Annotated in this window: 9 protein-coding genes; 4 read left to right on the top strand and 5 right to left on the bottom strand. The window is 65.3% G+C overall.

Going from position 1 to position 18,924, the window contains the following annotated elements:
• Positions 1 to 94: 94 nt before the first annotated feature.
• On the bottom strand, positions 95 to 1,945 hold the full coding sequence (gene recQ, locus EPAKOI_RS15155; RefSeq protein WP_423192529.1) for a DNA helicase RecQ: 1,851 nt from the start codon (positions 1,943 to 1,945) through the stop codon (positions 95 to 97).
• Positions 1,946 to 2,128: 183 nt separating this feature from the next.
• On the opposite strand from recQ, the gene EPAKOI_RS15160 reads away from it, so the two are divergent.
• A complete protein-coding gene (locus EPAKOI_RS15160; RefSeq protein WP_423192530.1) occupies positions 2,129 to 3,664 on the top strand; it encodes a PLP-dependent aminotransferase family protein in 1,536 nt (511 codons plus the stop codon).
• 3 nt (positions 3,665 to 3,667) lie between these two features.
• Here EPAKOI_RS15160 and EPAKOI_RS15165 read toward each other — a convergent pair whose 3' ends face one another.
• Complete coding sequence (locus tag EPAKOI_RS15165; RefSeq protein ID WP_423192531.1) at positions 3,668 to 4,021, bottom strand: c-type cytochrome; 354 nt, start codon at positions 4,019 to 4,021, stop codon at positions 3,668 to 3,670.
• 11 nt (positions 4,022 to 4,032) lie between these two features.
• The gene (locus EPAKOI_RS15170; protein ID WP_423192532.1) at positions 4,033 to 5,532 is read right to left on the bottom strand and encodes a cytochrome D1 domain-containing protein; all 1,500 of its coding nucleotides are present in this window, start codon (positions 5,530 to 5,532) and stop codon (positions 4,033 to 4,035) included.
• Positions 5,533 to 5,812: 280 nt separating this feature from the next.
• Here EPAKOI_RS15170 and EPAKOI_RS15175 point away from each other — a divergent pair, with 280 nt between their 5' ends.
• From EPAKOI_RS15175 to EPAKOI_RS15185, 3 genes are read left to right on the top strand one after another with little or no spacing between them, the layout of a single operon-like run.
• Positions 5,813 to 8,215, top strand: a complete 2,403-nt coding sequence (locus EPAKOI_RS15175; RefSeq protein ID WP_423192533.1) for an efflux RND transporter permease subunit — start codon at positions 5,813 to 5,815, stop codon at positions 8,213 to 8,215.
• Positions 8,212 to 9,012 carry an outer membrane lipoprotein-sorting protein gene (locus tag EPAKOI_RS15180; protein ID WP_423192534.1) on the top strand — a complete coding sequence of 267 codons (801 nt, stop codon included), beginning with the start codon at positions 8,212 to 8,214 and terminating at the stop codon, positions 9,010 to 9,012. The genes EPAKOI_RS15175 and EPAKOI_RS15180 overlap by 4 nt, the downstream gene beginning before the upstream one ends.
• On the top strand, positions 8,996 to 10,186 hold the full coding sequence (locus EPAKOI_RS15185; RefSeq protein WP_423192535.1) for a hypothetical protein: 1,191 nt from the start codon (positions 8,996 to 8,998) through the stop codon (positions 10,184 to 10,186). The genes EPAKOI_RS15180 and EPAKOI_RS15185 overlap by 17 nt, the downstream gene beginning before the upstream one ends.
• Before the next feature lie 138 nt (positions 10,187 to 10,324).
• On the opposite strand, the gene rpoC is transcribed toward EPAKOI_RS15185, so the two are convergent.
• Together rpoC and rpoB are read right to left on the bottom strand one after the other, a co-directional pair.
• A complete protein-coding gene (rpoC, locus tag EPAKOI_RS15190) occupies positions 10,325 to 14,566 on the bottom strand; it encodes a DNA-directed RNA polymerase subunit beta' (RefSeq protein ID WP_124683020.1) in 4,242 nt (1,413 codons plus the stop codon).
• A gap of 115 nt (positions 14,567 to 14,681) precedes the next feature.
• Positions 14,682 to 18,788 (bottom strand): DNA-directed RNA polymerase subunit beta, encoded by a 4,107-nt coding sequence (gene rpoB, locus EPAKOI_RS15195; protein ID WP_124683019.1) that lies wholly within the window; start codon positions 18,786 to 18,788, stop codon positions 14,682 to 14,684.
• Positions 18,789 to 18,924: the final 136 nt, after the last annotated feature.

Here is an 18,924-nt window from a genome sequence, read left to right on the forward strand (position 1 = left end):
CCAAAAACTCGAATCTGGCACTCTAGCAGCGTGGTTTGCAACGGTCAAGGGGTATACGCGGCGTACACGTATACGGGCCGCGTCCAGTCTGGCCTCACACCGCCCGCAGCGCTTCGAGGATTTCGTCGCCGTACCGCTCCAGCTTCGACGCCCCGATGCCGGGCACCTCCGCCAGGTCGTCCAGCGACTCCGGCGCGCTGCGCGCCAGCTCGGCGAGCGTGGCATCGTGGAAGATCACGTAGGCCGGCACGCCATGCGACTTGGCCGTGGCCGTCCGCCAGCGCCGCAGCGCCTCCCAGTTGGCCAGCGTGTCGGCGTCCATCGTGGCGGTGTGGTCGGTGCGCGTGCCGCCGCGCCCTGCCCGCTCTCCGGACTTGGCCGGTTTGCTGACCTGGCGCCGCAGTGTGATCGATTGCTCACCCTTGAGCACCGCCCGGGCCGGCTCGCCCAGCAGCAGCGCGCCATGGCCGCCGTGATCGATCACCAGCAGCCCGTGGGCGATGAGCTGGCGGAAGATCGCGTGCCATTCCGATACGGACAGGTCCTTGCCGATGCCAAAGGTCGACACCTTGTCGTGGCTCCATTGGCGGATCTTCTCGGTCGAGTTGCCGCGCAGCACGTCGATCAGGTGCGTGGCGCCGAAATGGACGCGACTGGTCTGCGCCGTGCGGTAGACGCAGGACAGTGCCATCTGCGCCTCGCGGGTGCCATCCCAAGTGGACGGCGGCTCCAGGCAGGTGTCGCAGTTGCCGCACGGCCCGGCCGACTCGTCGAAGTAGGCCAGGATCCGCACCCGCCGGCAGCCGGCCGTCTCGCACAAACCCAGCAGCGCGTCGAGCTTGGCGGACGACACCCGCTTGTGGGCGTCGTCCGCCTCGGATTCGTCGATCATGCGCTTCTGCTGCACGACGTCGCCCAGGCCATAGGCCATCCACGCGTTGGCCGGCAGCCCGTCGCGGCCGGCGCGGCCAGTTTCCTGGTAATAGCCTTCCATGCTCTTCGGCAAGTCCAGGTGTGCCACAAAGCGCACATCCGGCTTGTCGATGCCCATGCCGAACGCAATCGTCGCCACCATGACGATGCCCTCCTCCTCACGGAACCGGGCCTGATGGTGCTGCCGCACCTGGGCGTCCATGCCGGCGTGGTAGGCCAGCGCGTTGATGCCGTGGCCGGCCAGCCACTGCGCGGTTTCCTCCACCTTCTTGCGCGACAGGCAGTAGACGATGCCGCTGTCGTGCCCGCCGTCGCCGTTCATGTGCTCGGCCTTGATGAAGGCCAGCAGTTGCTGCCGGGCGTTGTCTTTCTCGACGATGCGGTAGCGGATGTTCGGCCGGTCGAAGCTGGAGATGAAGACGCGCGCATCGTCCAGCGCCAGCCGCTCGATGATTTCGTTGCGCGTCAGCGAGTCCGCGGTGGCCGTGAGCGCGATGCGCGGCACGTTCGGGAACCGCTCGTGAAGCACCGAAAGCTGGATGTACTCGGGCCGGAAGTCGTGCCCCCATTGCGACACGCAGTGCGCCTCGTCGATGGCGAACAGCCCCACGCGCGTGCGGTCCAGCAGATCCAGGAAGCGCGGCGTCATCAGCCGTTCGGGCGCCACGTACAGCACCTCGATCCGGCCGGCCAGCAGGTCGCGCTCAACGGCCGACGCCTCGCTGCTGCTCAGCGTCGAGTTCAGCACCGCGGCGCGCACGCCCGCTTCGGTCAGCGCCGCCACCTGGTCCTGCATCAGCGCGATCAATGGCGAAACGACGATGCCGACACCATGGCCGGCCTGCTGGCGCAGCAGCGCGGGAATCTGGTAGCAGAGCGATTTGCCGCCACCGGTGGGCATCAGGACCAGGCAGTCCCCGCCATCGGCCACGTGGTCGATGATCTCGGCCTGCCTGCCGCGGAAGGCGTGATAGCCGAAGACTTCTTTGAGAATCGCCAGGGCGCGCGACATGGGACAGCCGGATACGGAAAGCGGGAAAGGCGTAACCATACCACCGCACGCGGCGCGCAGGTCCGGTGCGGCCGTGGCGATGTCGCGTGGATGCCAAATGCGGCCGGCTGTCTTGCGCCAGCACAAGCAGGGCGTGGCGCCACCGTCCTACGATGGCGACTCAGGTTCCCACCACAAGACACCATGCAGCGCCATGCCTTCACCCTTCCGATCGAGATCGTGCGCGGGGGGCCGGAGCCCTACAAGCGACAGATCATGCGGCAGGTCGAGCGCATGATCGTGACCGGGCGCCTGCAGACCGGCGACCGCCTGCCATCGATCACGTGCCTGGTCGCCACGCTGCGGGTGTCCCGCAACACCGTGGTCGGTGCCTACGAGGGCCTGACCGATGCCGGGCTGCTGCGCGGCGAGCCGGGCCGGGGCTTCTATGTGGCCGATGCCATACCGCGTGCCTCGGCGCCACCGGCACCGGTGCCACCATCGGCCATGCCGGCCATGGCCGCGCCGCCGCCCATGGAATCCCCCGCCCGCGCAGCGGTGTGCCCGCCCGGCGTCCATACCTCGCCGCCCCGCCTGCCGGTGATCCACGATTTCAAGCTTGGCCGTCCAGCGCCCGATGCGTTCCCGGCCCGCCGCTGGGCCATGCTGTCGAACCCGCTGCTGCGGCAGATGCGCCAGGCCATCAGCGAATACCCGCCGGCGGAAGGCCTCTGGGGTCTGCGCATGCAGATTGCCGACTACCTGGCCGCCACGCGCGCGCTGGCCGTCGAGCCGACGCAGATCCTGATCGTCTCCGGCGTGCAGGAAGCCCTGCACTTGCTTGCCGCGCAGCTGGTCCACCATGGCGACCGCGTCGTGGTCGAATCGCCGGGCTATGCCGGCTTCTGCAACCTGCCCCAGCTTGCCCACGCGACGCCGATTGGTGTACCGGTCGATGCGGACGGGCTCTGCGCCCATGCGCTGCCGTCCGGGCCTGTTCGGCTGGTCTACACCACGCCTTCGCACCAGTACCCGCTGGGCTACACGATGTCGATGGACCGGCGCCGCGCCCTGCTGCGCTGGGCCGCCCAGTCCGGCGCCTGCGTCATCGAGGACGACTACGACGGCGACTTCGCCTACGAAGGCGCGCCGCCGCCGCCATTGATGGCGATGGATCCTTCCCGGGTGGTCTACGTCGGATCGTTCTCGAAAGTGCTCGGGCCGGGCCTGCGGCTCGGCTTCATGGCCTGCCCGCCCTGGCTGACCGACGCCATCGCGCGCCGCAAGGCGCTGCTCAACCACGGCTGCCCATGGCTCGAACAGGCCGTGCTGGCGCGGCTGATCGAATATGGCGACTACAGCCGGCATCTGTACCGCCTGCGCCGCCGCTACCGCGAGCAGCGCGACGCCCTGCTCGCCGGGCTGCATGACATCTGGGACGGCCGATGCGTCATCAGCGGCGCGGACACGGGCATGCACGTCGCGCTCCATCTGCCGTCCGATGGGCCGACCGCCGCCAGCGTCGCGGATCGCGCACTGGCGCACGGCATCCGGCTGTATCCGCTGCACGAGGCCGCCTGCGGCTTCATCCCGGCCGCGGCCCAGCGGATCCTGCTCCTCGGCTATGCGTCGCAGAACGTGGACCAGATCCGCCAGGCGCTGGTCCGGCTCAAGCTGGCCGTCGGCGCATGCCGGCAGCGGGCGGCCGATGCAGACGCACCGGCCGGCCTCGACGCCTGATCGCTACGGCGCGGCGCGCATCGCGCCGAAGTGGCGGGACAAGGCGTCGATGGCGGCGTCGTCGAGTGGCTCCGCCATCGGCCGCATCACGGCATCGTCGCGCCGGCCGGCCTTGAAGTCGCGCAGCTGCTTGGCCAGGTATTCGGGCTTCTGCCCGGCCAGGTTCGGATACAGGCCGACGCTGCTGATGCCGTCCACACCATGGCAGGTGGCGCACATCGGAAGGATGGCCGCCAGCTTGTCGGCCGGCTTCCGCACCGGCTTGCCCCCCTCAACGCCCGCAGCCGCCTGGGCCGCCGCGGCCACGCCAAGCCATGCCAGCACCGCGACCGGCAGTTTCCAATGAGAACGTGTCATGGTCGGGCTCCTTAGTGCTTGCGCGTCGGCGGCAAACCCACCGAGATCCATTGGGTACGGGCGCGCGAGAAGATGCCGGCCGGGCTTTCCATCTTGTGCTCGGCCACCAGCGCCAGGGTCTTGCTGTCGTAGATCCGCAGCCGGTCGCCGTAGTAGCCAGCGCTGACGTACAGGTACTTGCCGTCGCGCGTGTACTCCGGGAAGAACGCATGGCCGCCCGCATCGAGCGTGCGCGCCACCTCCAGCGTCTGCTTGTCGATCAGCTGGATCTGCGACGCCTTCTTGTCCTTGCTGACGATGTCGACAGCCACGTACGGCGCGTCGGGATGCGCCGCCGGCGACTCCGTCGGGCCTGCCACGGCGATGTTCTTCACCACCGAGAAGTCGGCCGTGTCCCACACCGTGACGACGTCGCCCTTGTCGCACTGGCCGATATTGGTGCCGAACGCCAGCATCCGGCCGCCCACCGGCGTCACCGCGCCGGACCCCACGTGCGGCTGGCAGCCCGCCGGGATGTCGCGCGCCACCTTGTTCTCCTTGAGGTCGATGGCCACGATCTTGTTGTCGCCGTATGACGCCACCATCGAGTACCGGCCATCGGGCGTCAGGAACGTGTCGTGCAGCATCCGGCCGACCTTTTCGAGCTTCGTCACCGGCATGCCTTCGCGGTCGGGGTCGACGATCCAGATCTGTCCCGCCTGACGCAACGTCAGCGCGAACCTGTTGTTGATCCGGCTCCCGACCACCGGCCCGCCGGCCGACTGGATGAACTTGCCATCGGGGTCCTTGCCCTCCAGGCGCAGGTACTTCACGGGCTCCAGCGTGTCCGCCTTCAGGATCACCACGAGATTCGGCACGAACGAACTCGCGGCCAGCCATTTGCCGTCGTTCGACACGGCGATGCCGGGCCCGGTCAGCCCCGTCTTGACCTTGCGCACCACCTTGAGCGTGTACAGGTCGATCTTGTAGACATGCCCGTCGTCGCTCTTGAGCCACGCCCAGCGCGCCTCCACCGGGCTGAATTCCATGATGTGCGGCGCAACCGGCGTGGCGATCTCGCCAACCACCTTGTTCGTGGCGCCGTCCAGGAACACGGTCTTCGCGTTGTCGCCGCCGGTGCCGCGCCCGTAGCGGCCGCGCGCCATCACCACCATCAGGTCGTAGACCGAACCAATCTGGTAGCTGGGCTTCGACGGCAGCGTCGATTCATCGACAAGCACTTGCAGGCTGTCGCGGATCTGCTGCATCGACCATTCGGGGCGCCCCACTGGCTGCGTCTTGATGTACTGCGAGACCAGCCGGATGTCCTCGTCCGCCATGCGCGAATGGAACGGCGGCATCAGCGTGTCAGGAATGCCGGTCATGATCGTGCCGCGCAGCGCGGCTTCGCTCTGCACCAGCCGGTCCTTGTGCAGGGCCGGCCCGACATAGCCGCCCCGGCTGGCCGAATGGCACACCGCGCAGTTGGCCTGGTACAGCGCGTCCGCACGCTTGAGGGCGTCCGCGGGCATGGCCGATATGGCCGACGACACGCCGGCCGCCAAAACGGTCCCTAGCACTTTTCCTAGCATCGCTTACCTTTTGTGGGGAACGCCACGCTCTGCTGGTGGCGACTACACAAGTCTGCGCGCGGACAGCGACGCCCACAGGGGATGGAAAGCGCGCGCCCGTGGGTACGGATTCGAAGCACTGTTTGCGCCAGATCAGGTGCACTTTAAGGATTCTTCGCTTGCTGCCCGCATGCCGAACGGCTCCAATCTGCCCAGAGGAATTTCAGTGGGGGGAGGAGCGATGAGCGGCCAGCAGGACCACTACAGTTTCAGCAGCGAGCACACCCCAGTACCCGGCAGCCGATGGGCGGAGCGCTACGCCTGCTGGCTGATGCGTCGGCGCAGGCTGGTGCTGGCACTCTCCATCTGCCTTTGCGCGCTTGCGGCCGTTGGACTGGATCGCCTGGGCTTCAGCAGCGACTACCGCGACTTCTTTCGGCCCGACGACCCCCAGCTGCTCGCGCATCAATCCCTTCGTCACTCGTATTCCGACGATTACGATGCCCTGGTCGCGTTCGTGCCTGGTGATGGCACCGTGTTTTCGGCCCGCGCCCTGGGCGCCATGGCGGCGTTCACCGAGAAAGCCTGGTCGTTGCCGCACGCGCGGCGCGTGGACAGCCTGACCAATCATCAGCACGCCGAGGCGGACGCCGATCTGCTTCGGGTTCGTCCGCTCTACCAGGCCGAGCTTGCCGAGACCGCCAGCGGCATCGAGAGAATCCGCGCCATTGCGATGGGCGAGACATCGCTGGTGGGCCGGCTGGTCTCGCACGACGGCGCCGTGTCGGGCGTGAACATCAGTTTTGCGCTCCCGGCGCCCACCGAAGCGAGCATGCCGGAAGCCGTGCATGGGCTGCGCAGACTGATAGAGGCGCATCGGGCCGAGTATCCCGACATCAAGATCAAGGCCAGCGGCGGCATCCTGCTCGATACGGCGTTCGAGGAGCAGGCGCAGAATGACCTGGAGACACTGACGCCGCTGATGTACGCGCTGATCCTGGTGGTAATGTTCATCGCCTTGCGCAGTGCGGTGGGCGTGCTGGCGGCGCTGCTGGTCATGACGTTGTCGATCGTCGCGTCGCTGGGAATGGCCGGATGGTTAGGGCTCCGGCTCACCGCCATGTCGGTGTCGGCGCCGACCATCCTGACGACGATCGCCGTGGCGTGCAGCCTGCACGTCATCGTCTATGCCGTGCGGCGCATGGCCGCCGGGCTGAGCCAGCAGGACGCCGTCCGTGAATCGGTGGCCATCAACCTGCCGATCGTTGCCATGGCGTGTGGCACGGACGCCCTCGGCTTCTTCAGCATGTGCCTGTCCGACGTGCCGCCGATTGCAACGTTTGGCGTGATACTGGGTACGGGGGCCCTGGCGATCTTCATCTTCTCGGTGACGTTCCTGCCCGCCTGCCTGGCGTTGCTGCCGCTGAAAGGCAACGGCCGTCTGCTGCGGCAGGGCCAAGCGTTGGGCAGGTTTGCCGTGGCAATGGTCGATCGGCGACGCCCGATCTTTGGATGCGCGGCTGCGCTGGCAGTCCTCGGCGGCATCTACGCCGCGCAAAACCAGCTCGAAGACAACTTCGTCGATTACTTCAGCCCCGCCGTCGAGTTTCGGCGCGATACGGACTTCATCAGCGCCCATCTGACGGGCGTGCACGCGGTCCACTATTCCCTGCCGGCGCCGCCGGGTACGTCGGTTGCGTCATCCAGCTATCTGCAGGACGTCGATCGTCTTGCCGCGTGGCTGCGGTCGCAGCCCGAGGTTCATCATGTCAGCGCGTTATCCGACATCGTGAAGCGGATTCACCGCACGCTTGAGAACGACTCGCCAGCGGCCTATCGCATACCGGATGACGACGTGCAGAGCGCGCAGATGCTGCTGCTCTTCGAGATGTCGCTGCCACCCGGGCTCAGCCTCAACGATCAGATCCGGATCGACCGATCCGCCAGCCGGTTGACCGTGGTGCTCGCCGACATGTCTTCCGCGGGGCTGGTGGCGTTCGATCGCCGCGCGCATGCCTGGATGCGCGCGAACCTGCCTGACAAGATGGCCACGCACGGCACCGGCCCGTCCATGATGTTTGCGCGCATCGGCCAGTCCAACATCCCCGGGACACTGAAGGGGTATGTGCTGCAGATCCTGTTGATCTCGCTGGTTATTGCGGTGGCCATGCAGAGTGTTCGCCTTGGCATCGCCAGCCTGCTGCCGAATGTCCTGCCCTCGCTGCTGGCTTTTGGCGTCTGGGGCGCCACGGTGGGGCAGGTCGGGATGTCGGTTGCAATCGTCAGCGTCCTGGCCTACGGGATCATCGTCGACGACACCATCCACAGCATCTACAAGTATCACGCGGCGCGGACCCGGCAGGGGCTGCCGCCCCGCGCGGCAATCGAGTACGCGTATGGCAGTTCGGGTGTCGCGCTGGTCCTGACGACGATCGTGCTGGTATTGGGATTCGGCGCCCTGACGCTGTCGCACTTCGATCTCAATGCCAACCTGGGAATCATGTCGCTGCTGACCATTGGCATTGCCGGCGTGATCGACCTGGTGGTGCTGCCGCCGCTGCTCTACGTGATGGACCGCCGCGCCACGCGCGAACTCGACAAGCCATTGCCATCAACCATGACACAGGGAACATTGACGCCATGATGCGAACCGTTTCAAGGCTGGCCGTACTCCTTTTCGTGCTCGCCGCGGTGCCGGTGCACGGTGAAACCTCGGCCGGTGCCCCGGACCCCGGGGAAGCGATTGCGGCAGAAGCATACGCGCGGGAAAGAGGCTTCGACAGCTACCGGATGGACATGGAGATGATCCTGCGCGATCGGCAGGGCCGGGAGAGCGTGCGGCGGATGCGAGGCGCGGTGCTGGAGGTCGCAGACGATGGCGACAAGCACCTGATCGTTTTCGAAGCGCCGGCGGACATCAAGCACACCGCCTTCCTGACCTTCTCGCACGCCGACAAACCCGACGACCAATGGCTATACCTGCCGTCGCTGAAGCGGACCCGGCGCATTGCGTCCGACAACAGGTCGGGCTCGTTCCTTGGCAGCGAGTTTTCCTTCGAGGACCTGACGTCGCAGTTGCCGCGCAAGTTCAGCCACACGCTGGTTGGCGAAGAAACGGTGGCCGACCGGCCCAGTTTCAAGCTGGAGCGCGTGCCGCGTTACGAAGGCTCGGGTTATACCCGACAACTGCTCTGGATCGACAAGGAGCGATGGGTCACGCTGAAGACGGAGTTCTATGACCGGCGCGGCGCGCTGCAGAAGACGCTGGAGACTGGCGGATATGAGCGCTACGAGGGTCGTCTGCTGAAGCCGGCCTGGATGTCCATGCTGAATCACCAGACGGGCAAGTCCACGCGCATCAACATGCGCAACTACAGGTTCCGCGAATCGAGCATCAACCGCCAGGACTTCCTGCCGCAGCGGCTTGAGTATGTCCGTTAGCCGGCGGATCGCTGCGCGGTGGTGCGCGGCCATCGGCTTCGGTCTTGCATCCGGTGGCACCGAGGCCGTGCCTGACGTCGAGACGTCGGGCAGCATCGGAATCGAAGCGCGGCTGTTCAACCGTCGCCCCGCGCTGCCGGACCAACGCTGGCATTCGGGTGCGCTGGTCCTGAATCCCGGCTGGATCGTCACGCATCCGGCGGTGCCCGAATTGTCGGCGCGATTGACGATCTACGCGCGGCTCGACACGGCGGACACTGCGATGCGGTACGTTGATGCGCGCGAAGCCCAGTTGCGCTATGAGGACGGTGACAACCTCTGGCAAGTCGGGATGGAGACCGTCGATTGGAGCGTGATGGAGTCCAGCCATCCGGCCAACATCATCAACCAGGTGGACACGCGCGCGGATATCGATCTGCAGGCCAAGCTCGGCCAGCCGATGCTGTCCTATACGCGCTTCACCGATCGGTATGGCCGGTTCGCCGCGTACTGGATGCCCTGGTTCCGTCCCCGGCCGCTGCTTGGCACCGGCAGCCGCCTGCGCGTAGGCCCCGTGGCGACGGACAACGCACCGCATGGGCTGTCGCCCTGGCTGCGCACCCATGATGTGGCGGCGTACTGGTCTGGTACGGTCGGCCCAGGCGACTTGAGCGCCTATGTTTTCGATGGCCTGTCGCGCGAGCCGGACTTCTCGGCGGACTTGACCGCGAACTACCGGCGCATCCGTCAGCTTGGCCTGACCGCCCAGGTGCCCGTGGGCAGCATGCTATGGAAAGGCGAGGCCATTCATCGACGGGAACAGGGACGACCTTTCTGGTCCTGGACCGCAGGCGGGGAGTACACGGTGACGCAGCCGAGCCTGGATGTCTCCCTGCTGTTCGAGATCCTGCGGGACGACCGCGACGACAGCGCGCCGCTGGCGCTCTACAAGAACGCCCTGTTCGGCGGCGTGCGGTTGCGGTTCAACGAGCCCGGCGACGCGGAGCTTCTGTACGGCATCCTGCACGACCGCGCCAACCGCGTGCTGATCCATCGCCTGGAGTTCAGCCGGCGCTTCGGGCAGTCCATCCGCCTGGCCCTGCAGGCACGCAAGGCCGCGTGCAACAGTGAAAGCCCCTTTGCGCCGATCTGCCATGACAGTGTTTTCCAGATCAATCTGAACCACAGCTTTTGAGGCGTCGTGTCGCCCAGCGGACTCGACCTGTGCGATGGACGGTGGCGCCCCGAGCCAGCGCCAGCAAGCCCCCCAGGACGAAAAAAACCCGGCTCTTTCGAGCCGGGTTCTTGACTACCGCGGTAGGATCGGACGCGATCAGACTGCGTCGCCGTCGCCTTCGGTGGCTTGCACCACCGGCGGCTCGATGAAGAGCGACTGCTCTTCGTCGCTGATCGCCTGGGCGCGTTCGCGCTCGGCGGCCTCGCGTGCCTTGCGGGCACGGTGATAGGCCAGGCCGGTACCAGCCGGGATCAGGCGGCCCACGATCACGTTTTCCTTCAGACCACGCAGGTCGTCGGTCTTGCCCATGATCGCGGCTTCGGTCAGCACGCGCGTGGTTTCCTGGAACGATGCCGCCGAGATGAAGCTGTCGGTCGACAGCGACGCCTTGGTAATACCCAGCAGCAGGTTCTCGTGGATGGCCGGACGCTTGCCCTCGGCGATCACGCGATCGTTCTCGTCGAGCAGTTCCGAACGCTCCACCTGTTCACCCGGGATGAACTTGGTGTCGCCCACTTCCTGGATCTGCACGCGGCGCAGCATCTGACGAACAATCACTTCGATGTGCTTGTCGTTGATCTTCACGCCCTGCAGACGGTACACGTCCTGCACCTCGTCCACGATGTAGTGCGCCAGTTCCTCGATGCCCTTCAGGCGCAGGATGTCGTGCGGGTCCGCCGGACCTTCCACGATCATTTCGCCCTTGTTCACCACCTGGCCATCGTGCACCAGCACCTGCTTTTCCTTCGCGATCAGGAACTCGTGGGCGTTGCCGTCCAGGTCCGTGATGACCAGGCGCTGCTTGCCCTTCGTGTCCTTGCCGAACGACACCGTACCGGTGACCTCCGCCAGCACGGCGGCGTCCTTCGGCGAACGGGCTTCGAACAGCTCGGCCACACGCGGCAGACCCCCGGTAATGTCGCGGGTCTTCTGCGATTCGGTCGGGATACGCGCCAGGACTTCACCGACGTGCACCTGCTGGCCGTCCTTCACGGTAATCAGCGCGCCCACCTGGAAGCCGATGGTCACGGAGTGGTCCGTGCCCGGGATCTTGACTTCCTGGTTGTTCGCGTCGAGCAGCTTCACCTGCGGGCGCAGGCCCTTGGTGGCAGCCGTGCGGCGCTTGGCGTCGATCACCACGAGGGTCGACAGGCCGGTGACCTCGTCCATCTGCTTGGCGACGGTCACGCCTTCTTCCACGTTCTCGAACTTGATCGTGCCCGAGTACTCGGAAACGATCGGGCGCGTCAGCGCGTCCCACGTGGCCAGTTGCGTGCCAGCCTTGATGGCCTGGCCGTCCTGCACCAGCAGCGTGGCACCGTACGGGATCTTGTGGCGTTCACGCTCGCGGCCGTGGTCGTCCGTGATCAGTGCCTCGCCGGAACGCGAGATCACGATCAGTTCGCCCTTGGCGTTGGTCACGTAGCGCATGGTCACCGTGAAGCGCACCGTACCGGTGGCCTTGGCTTCCACGCTCGACGCCACTGCCGCACGCGATGCCGCACCACCGATGTGGAACGTACGCATGGTCAGCTGGGTACCCGGCTCGCCGATCGACTGCGCGGCGATCACACCCACCGCTTCGCCCGAGTTCACCAGCACGCCGCGGCCCAGGTCGCGGCCGTAGCACTTGGCGCACAGGCCGTAGCGCGTGTCGCACGACAGCGGCGTGCGGACCTTGACCTCGTCCACGCCGATGTTGTCGATCAGCTCGACCAGGTCTTCGTCCAGCAGCGTGCCGCTTTCGATCGCGGTTTCCTGGGTTTCAGGGTTCACCACGTCGCCCACGGTCACACGGCCCAGGATACGGTCGCGCAGGGCTTCGATCACTTCACCGCCCTCGACCAGCGCCTTCATGGCCACGCCGTTGGTCGTGCCGCAATCGTCTTCCACCACGACCAGATCCTGCGTCACGTCGACCAGACGACGGGTCAGGTAACCCGAGTTCGCGGTCTTCAGTGCCGTATCGGCCAGGCCCTTACGCGCACCGTGGGTCGAGATGAAGTACTGCAGAACGTTCAGGCCTTCACGGAAGTTCGCCGTAATCGGCGTTTCGATGATCGAGCCGTCCGGCTTGGCCATCAGGCCGCGCATACCCGCAAGCTGACGAATCTGGGCCGCGCTACCGCGCGCACCCGAGTCCGCCATCATGTAGATCGAGTTGAACGATTCCTGCTTGACCGTCGCACCGGTGCGATCGACCACGTCCTCGTGCTGGAGCTGCTCCATCATCGCCTTGCCCACCTGGTCGCCCGCGGCGCCCCAGATGTCCACGACGTTGTTGTAGCGCTCCTGGTCCGTCACCAGACCCGACATGTACTGCTTGTCGTATTCCTTCACCTTGGCAGCCGCGTCGGAGATGATCTTCTCCTTCTGCGGCGGCACCAGCATGTCGTCGATGGCGATCGAGATACCGGCGCGCGTGGCCAGGCGGAAGCCCGACTGCAGCAGCTTGTCGGCAAAGATCACCGTCTCGCGCAGGCCGCACTTGCGGAATGCGGTGTTGATCAGGCGCGAGATTTCCTTCTTCTTCAGCGGCTTGTTCAGCACCGAGAACGGCAGGCCCTTCGGCAGGATCTCGGACAGGATCGCGCGGCCGACCGTGGTGGCCTGCAGCGTGATCTTGGGCGCGAAACGGGCATCGCCGTCGGCGTCCTTGTTCACGAGTTCGTACTCGGTGATCCGCACGTTCACGCGCGACGCGAGTTCGACTTCCTTGTTCTCGTAGGCGCGGATGACTTCGCTGATGTCAGCGAACGTCATGCCCTCGCCCTTGCCGTTGATCTTGTCGCGGGTCGTGTAGTACAGACCCAGCACCACGTCCTGCGACGGCACGATCGACGGATCGCCGTTGGCCGGGAACAGCACGTTGTTGGACGCCAGCATCAGCGTGCGGGCTTCCATCTGGGCTTCCAGCGACAGCGGCACGTGGACGGCCATCTGGTCACCGTCGAAGTCGGCGTTGAACGCCGCGCAGACCAGCGGGTGCAGCTGGATGGCCTTGCCTTCGATCAGCACCGGCTCGAACGCCTGGATGCCCAGGCGGTGCAGCGTCGGCGCGCGGTTCAGCATCACCGGGTGCTCGCGGATCACCTCTTCGAGGATGTCCCACACCACCGGCGTCTGGCTTTCCACTTCCTTCTTCGCCGCCTTGATCGTGGTGGCGATGCCCATCGTTTCCAGCTTGTGGAAGATGAACGGCTTGAACAGCTCCAGCGCCATCAGCTTCGGCAGGCCGCACTGGTGCAGCTTCAGCGTCGGGCCCACCACGATGACCGAACGGCCCGAGTAGTCCACGCGCTTGCCCAGCAGGTTCTGACGGAAGCGGCCGCCCTTGCCCTTGATCATTTCGGCCAGGGACTTCAGCGGACGCTTGTTGGCGCCGGTCATCGCCTTGCCGCGACGGCCGTTGTCCAGCAGCGAGTCGACGGCCTCCTGCAGCATGCGCTTTTCGTTGCGCACGATGATCTCGGGGGCCTTCAGCTCCAGCAGGCGCTTCAGGCGGTTGTTACGGTTGATGACGCGGCGATACAGGTCGTTCAGGTCCGACGTGGCGAAACGGCCACCATCAAGCGGAACCAGCGGACGCAGTTCGGGCGGCAGCACCGGCAGCACTTCCAGGATCATCCACTCGGGCTTGATGCCCGAACGCTGGAACGCCTCCAGCACCTTCAGGCGCTTGGCGAACTTCTTGATCTTGGCTTCGGAACCGGTGGCCTGCAGCTCGGCGCGGATCTGTTCGATCTGCTTCTCGATGTCGATGCCGCGCAGCAGTTCACGGATGCCCTCGGCACCCATCATGGCCACGAATTCGCCTTCGCCGTACTCGTCGCACTTGGCGATGTAGTCGTCCTCGGACATGATCTGGCTCTTCTTGAGCGGGGTCATGCCCGGTTCCAGCACCACGAATGCCTCGAAGTACAGCACGCGTTCGATGTCGCGCAGCGTCATGTCGAGCACCATGCCCAGACGCGACGGCAGCGACTTCAGGAACCAGATGTGCGCGGTCGGGGCGGCCAGTTCGATGTGGCCCATGCGCTCGCGGCGCACCTTGGCCAGCGTCACTTCCACGCCGCACTTCTCGCAGATCACGCCACGGTGCTTCAGGCGCTTGTACTTGCCGCACAGGCACTCGTAGTCCTTGATCGGCCCGAAGATCTTGGCGCAGAACAGACCGTCGCGTTCCGGCTTGAACGTACGGTAGTTGATCGTCTCGGGCTTCTTCACTTCGCCGTACGACCACGAACGGATCTTCTCCGGCGATGCCAGGCCGATCTTGATCGCGTCGAACTGCTCTTCCTGCTGAACCTGCTTAAAGAGATCGAGCAATGCTTTCATTGCAACTCCTTGTTTCGCCACCGGGCCGGAGTCTGTCCGGCGCGGCGGCATTCAATCCTGTGGGAAACCTTCGCTGGTGGGTACCGGCCGTGCCGGCACCCGCATCAAACCTGGATCAGTAGCGATCCAGGTCGATGTCGATACCCAGCGAGCGGATTTCCTTCACCAGCACGTTGAACGACTCCGGCATGCCGGCATCGATCGAGTGCTCGCCCTTGACGATGTTCTCGTACACCTTCGTACGGCCGTTCACGTCATCGGACTTGACCGTCAGCATTTCCTGCAGCACGTACGACGCGCCGTAGGCTTCCAGTGCCCACACTTCCATCTCACCGAAACGCTGGCCACCGAACTGGGCCTTGCCGCCCAGCGGTTGCTGCGTCACCAGCGAGTACGGGCCGGTCGAACGCGCGTGCATCTTGTCGTCGACCAGGTGGTGCAGCTTCAGCATGTGCATCACACCCAGCGTGACCGGACGCTCGAACGCCTCGCCGGTGCGGCCGTCGAACAGCGTGACCTGCTGCTTCGATGCGGTCAGGCCCTTTTCCTTGGCGATCTCGTCCGGGTAGGCCAGGTCGAGCATGCGGCGGATTTCGGCCTCGTGCGCACCGTCGAACACCGGCGTGGCAAACGGCACACCCTTCTTCAGGTTGGAGGCCAGTTCCAGCACTTCGGCGTCCGACAGGCTGTCCAGGTCTTCCGCCTTGCCGCTCTCGTTGTAGATCTGCGCGAGCAGCGGACGGAGTTCGGTGGCCTTGGCCTGCGCCTTGAGCATGTCGCCGATACGCTGGCCCAGGCCGCGCGCGGCCCAGCCCAGGTGGGTTTCCAGAATCTGGCCCACGTTCATCCGCGACGGCACGCCCAGCGGGTTCAGCACGATGTCCGCCGGCGTACCGTCGGCCATGTACGGCATGTCTTCGATCGGGACGATCTTCGACACCACACCCTTGTTACCGTGACGGCCGGCCATCTTGTCGCCCGGCTGCAGGCGGCGCTTGACGGCCAGGTACACCTTGACCATCTTGATCACGCCCGGCGGCAGTTCGTCGCCCTGCGTGAGCTTCTTGCGCTTCTCTTCGAAGGCCAGGTCGAACTCGTGGCGCTTCTGCTCGATGGCTTCCTTGACGGCTTCGAGCTGGGCAGCCACTTCCTCGTCGGCCGGACGGATGTCGAACCAGTGGTACTTGTCCAGGTCGGCCAGGTACTCGCGCGTCAGCTTGGCGCCCTTGGCCAGCTTCTTCGGACCGCCGTTGACGGTCTTGTCGAGCAGCAGACGCTCCAGACGCTGGAAGGCATCGCCTTCCACGATACGCAGCTGGTCGTTCAGGTCCAGGCGATAGCGCTTCAGTTCGTCGTCGATGATCGACTGGGCACGCTTGTCGCGCGTCACGCCTTCGCGGGTAAAGACCTGCACGTCGATCACGATGCCGCTCATGCCCGACGGCACGCGCAGCGACGTGTCCTTCACGTCCGAAGCCTTCTCGCCGAAGATGGCGCGCAGCAGCTTCTCTTCCGGCGTGAGCTGGGTCTCGCCCTTCGGCGTGACCTTGCCCACCAGCACGTCGCCAGCTTCCACTTCGGCGCCGATGTACGTGATGCCCGACTCGTCCAGACGCGCCAGTTGCGCTTCGGCCAGGTTCGAGATGTCGCGCGTGATTTCCTCGGGTCCGAGCTTCGTGTCGCGGGCGACGACCGACAGTTCCTCGATGTGGATCGAGGTATAGCGGTCTTCGGCCACCACGCGCTCCGAGATCAGGATCGAATCCTCGAAGTTGTAGCCGTTCCACGGCATGAACGCCACCAGCATGTTCTGGCCCAGTGCCAGCTCGCCCAGGTCGGTCGAGGCGCCGTCGGCAATCACGTCGCCGCGGGCAACGATATCGCCAACCTTCACCATCGGACGCTGGTTGATGTTGGTGTTCTGGTTCGAACGCGTGTACTTGATCAGGTTGTAGATGTCCACGCCAACTTCGCCGGCCACGGCTTCGTCGTCGTTCACGCGGATCACCACGCGCATTGCGTCGACATAGTCGACCACGCCGCCACGCATTGCCTGAACGGCCGTGCCCGAGTCAACGGCCACGGTACGCTCGATGCCGGTACCCACCAGCGGCTTGTCCGGACGCAGGCAAGGCACGGCCTGGCGCTGCATGTTGGCGCCCATCAGTGCACGGTTCGCGTCATCGTGCTCCAGGAACGGCACCAGCGATGCAGCGGCCGACACGATCTGCGACGGCGCCACGTCGATGTACTGCACGCGGTCCGGCGTGACCATGCGGGTTTCACGCTCCGAACCTTCGCGGGCGGACACCAGTTCGTCGATCAGGTTGCCTTCGGCATCGACGGTCGCGTTGGCCTGGGCCACCACGTACTTGCCTTCCTCGATGGCCGACAGGTAATCCACCTGGTCGGTCAGCTTGCTGTTTTCCACCTTGCGGTACGGCGTCTCCAGGAAGCCGTATTCGTTCAGGCGGGCGTACAGTGCCAGCGAGTTGATCAGGCCGATGTTCGGGCCTTCCGGCGTTTCGATCGGGCACACGCGGCCATAGTGGGTCGGGTGCACGTCGCGGACTTCAAAGCCGGCGCGCTCGCGCGTCAGACCACCCGGGCCAAGGGCCGACACGCGGCGCTTGTGGGTGATTTCCGACAGCGGGTTGGTCTGGTCCATGAACTGCGACAGCTGCGACGAACCGAAGAACTCGCGGATGGCCGACGAAATCGGCTTCGAGTTGATCAGGTCGTGCGGCATCAGGTTCTCGGTCTCGGCCTGGCCCAGACGTTCCTTCACGGCACGCTCCACGCGCGACAGGCCGGCGCGGAACTGGTTTTCCGCCAGTTCGCCGACGCAACGCACGCGACGATTGCCCAGGTGGTCGATATCGTCGACTTCGCCCTTGCCGTTGCGCAGGTTCACCAGGATCTTGATCGTCTCGAGGATGTCCTCGTCCTGCAGCACCATGCTGCCCTCGCCGCTCGGGCGCGACAGGCGGCTGTTGACCTTCATCCGGCCAACGCGCGACAGGTCGTACGATTCCTCGCTGTAGAACAGGCGCTGGAACAGCGCTTCCACGGCGTCCTCGGTGGGCGGCTCGCCCGGGCGCATCATGCGGTAGATGGCGATCCGCGCGGCCGTCTGGTCGGCGGTGTCGTCGGCACGCAGCGTCTGCGAGATGTACGGGCCCTGGTCCAGGTCGTTCGTGTACAGCGTCTGGATCTGCTTGACACCGGCTTCGCGCAGGTTTTCCAGCAGCGTCTCGGTCAGCTCGTCGTTGGCGTTGGCAATCACCTCGCCCGTATCGGGGTCGATGATGTTCTTGGCCAGCACGCGGCCCAGCAGGTAGTCTTCCGGCACGCTGATCAGCTTGGTACCGGCCGAATCCAGGTCACGGATGTGCTTGGCGTTGATCCGCTTGTCCTTTTCCACCACGACGCGGCCGTTCTTGTCGGCGATGTCGAAGCGTGCGACTTCACCACGCAGGCGCTCGGGCACGAATTCCAGCTGTGCGCCTTCGCTTTGCAGCGTGAAGTTGTCGAACACGAAGAAGTGGGCCAGGATCTGTTCCGGCGTCAGGCCGATCGACTTCAGCAGGATCGTCACCGGCATCTTGCGGCGGCGGTCCACACGGAAGTACAGGATGTCCTTCGGATCGAATTCGAAGTCCAGCCACGAGCCACGGTAGGGGATGATCCGTGCCGAGAACAGCAGCTTGCCCGAGCTGTGCGTCTTGCCCTTGTCGTGCTCGAAGAACACGCCCGGCGAACGGTGCAGCTGGCTAACGATGACACGCTCGGTGCCGTTAATCACGAAGGAACCGGTCGACGTCATGAGCGGGATTTCGCCCATGTAGACTTCCTGCTCCTTCACTTCCTTCACCTTGCCCGGGTTCTCGCGATCGTTGATGATCAGGCGAACCTTGGCGCGCAGGGCCGAGTGGAACGTCAGGCCACGCTGCTGGCATTCCTTGACGTCGAACGGCGGGTTGGACAGGTGATACGAGACGAACTCCATACGGGCAAGCCCGTTATGGGAGGAGATGGGGAAAATCGCGTTGAAAGCGGCCTGCAGGCCCTCGCTCTTGCGACGCGCGGCCGGCGTTTCCGCTTGCAAAAACTGGGTGTAGGATTCAATCTGTGTGGCAAGCAGGAATGGAACCTGATGAACCGTCGCACGCTTCGCAAAGGATTTGCGAATGCGCTTCTTTTCGGTGAAGCTGTACGCCATGGGATCTCCGAATCATCGCAGGACTGGCTGGACCTTGCCGGCACCTGAGGTGTTCAGCGACTGGGAGGGGATTTGGCGGTTGGCCGCTACCAACCTCTGGCTGACGGTGCCCGCACGCTGCGGACGGTGTGGTCAT

The organism is Cupriavidus sp. H18C2 (assembly GCF_049393795.1).
In the GTDB taxonomy this organism is placed as follows: domain Bacteria; phylum Pseudomonadota; class Gammaproteobacteria; order Burkholderiales; family Burkholderiaceae; genus Cupriavidus; species Cupriavidus pauculus_C.

Bases quoted from the DNA above. Each gene is read 5' to 3' on its own strand.
- recQ (WP_423192529.1), bottom strand. From the start codon at position 1,945: ATGTCGCGCGCCCTGGCGATTCTCAAAGAAGTCTTCGGCTATCACGCC.
- EPAKOI_RS15160 (WP_423192530.1), top strand. From the start codon at position 2,129: ATGCAGCGCCATGCCTTCACCCTTCCGATCGAGATCGTGCGCGGGGGG.
- EPAKOI_RS15165 (WP_423192531.1), bottom strand. From the start codon at position 4,021: ATGACACGTTCTCATTGGAAACTGCCGGTCGCGGTGCTGGCATGGCTT.
- EPAKOI_RS15170 (WP_423192532.1), bottom strand. From the start codon at position 5,532: ATGCCCGCGGACGCCCTCAAGCGTGCGGACGCGCTGTACCAGGCCAAC.
- EPAKOI_RS15175 (WP_423192533.1), top strand. From the start codon at position 5,813: ATGAGCGGCCAGCAGGACCACTACAGTTTCAGCAGCGAGCACACCCCA.
- EPAKOI_RS15180 (WP_423192534.1), top strand. From the start codon at position 8,212: ATGATGCGAACCGTTTCAAGGCTGGCCGTACTCCTTTTCGTGCTCGCC.
- rpoC (WP_124683020.1), bottom strand. From the start codon at position 14,566: ATGAAAGCATTGCTCGATCTCTTTAAGCAGGTTCAGCAGGAAGAGCAG.
- rpoB (WP_124683019.1), bottom strand. From the start codon at position 18,788: ATGGCGTACAGCTTCACCGAAAAGAAGCGCATTCGCAAATCCTTTGCG.